At 65.2% G+C, this 696-nt stretch carries 1 protein-coding gene; it reads right to left on the bottom strand.

The features are described 5' to 3' along the window. Window positions 1-24: 24 nt before the first annotated feature. The coding region (locus tag ABD323_RS42960) for a carbohydrate ABC transporter permease (protein ID WP_344447468.1) at window positions 25-696 on the bottom strand (672 nt) is incomplete at its 5' end.

Below are 696 nucleotides of genomic sequence, written 5' to 3'. Positions count from 1 at the left end.
TCAACAGATGGAGCTGGCGGACAGTCAGGACTTTACGGCGCCGGAGAGCAGGTCGATGCGCCAGTAACGCTGGAGTCCCAGGAAGAGCGCGATCAGCGGGACGATCGAGAGCAGCGCACCGGTGATCACCAGGGTGTACAGCGCGGGGGCGTTGGCGCCCTGCTGGAGCAGCGAGTACAGACCCACGGTGACCGGGAACTTCGAGTCGTCGCCGAGCATGATGTACGGCAGCAGGAAGTTGTTCCAGATCGCCACGAACTGGAACAGGAAGACGGTCACCAGACCGGGCACCATCATCGGCAGCGCCACACTGCGGAACAGCCGGAACTCCCGTGCGCCGTCCACCCGGGCGGCCTCGATCAGCTCCACCGGCAGTGCCTCGGCCAGGAACTGCCGCATGAAGAACACCCCGAAGGCGGCCACCAGCGAGGGCAGGATCACCGACTGGAGCTGGTTGCCCCACTCCAGGTCGGTGATGATCTGGTACAGCGGGATGACGCTGAGCTGGGGCGGGATGGTCATGGTCGCCACCACCAGGGTGAGCAGGATGTTCCGCCCCCGGAACGGGAGTTTGGCGAAGGCGAAGCCGGCCAGCGTGGAGAACAGCACGGTGGAGAGCGACACAAGACCGGCCACGATGGTCGAGTTGAGCAGGGCCTGGCCCATCGCGGCCTGGTTCCAGACGGTGGAGATGTT

This window comes from Kitasatospora nipponensis, assembly GCF_039528135.1.
Lineage (GTDB): Bacteria > Actinomycetota > Actinomycetes > Streptomycetales > Streptomycetaceae > Kitasatospora > Kitasatospora nipponensis.
The sequence above is the reverse complement of the archived record's forward strand: the minus strand, read 5'-3'. Positions and strand labels throughout refer to the sequence as shown.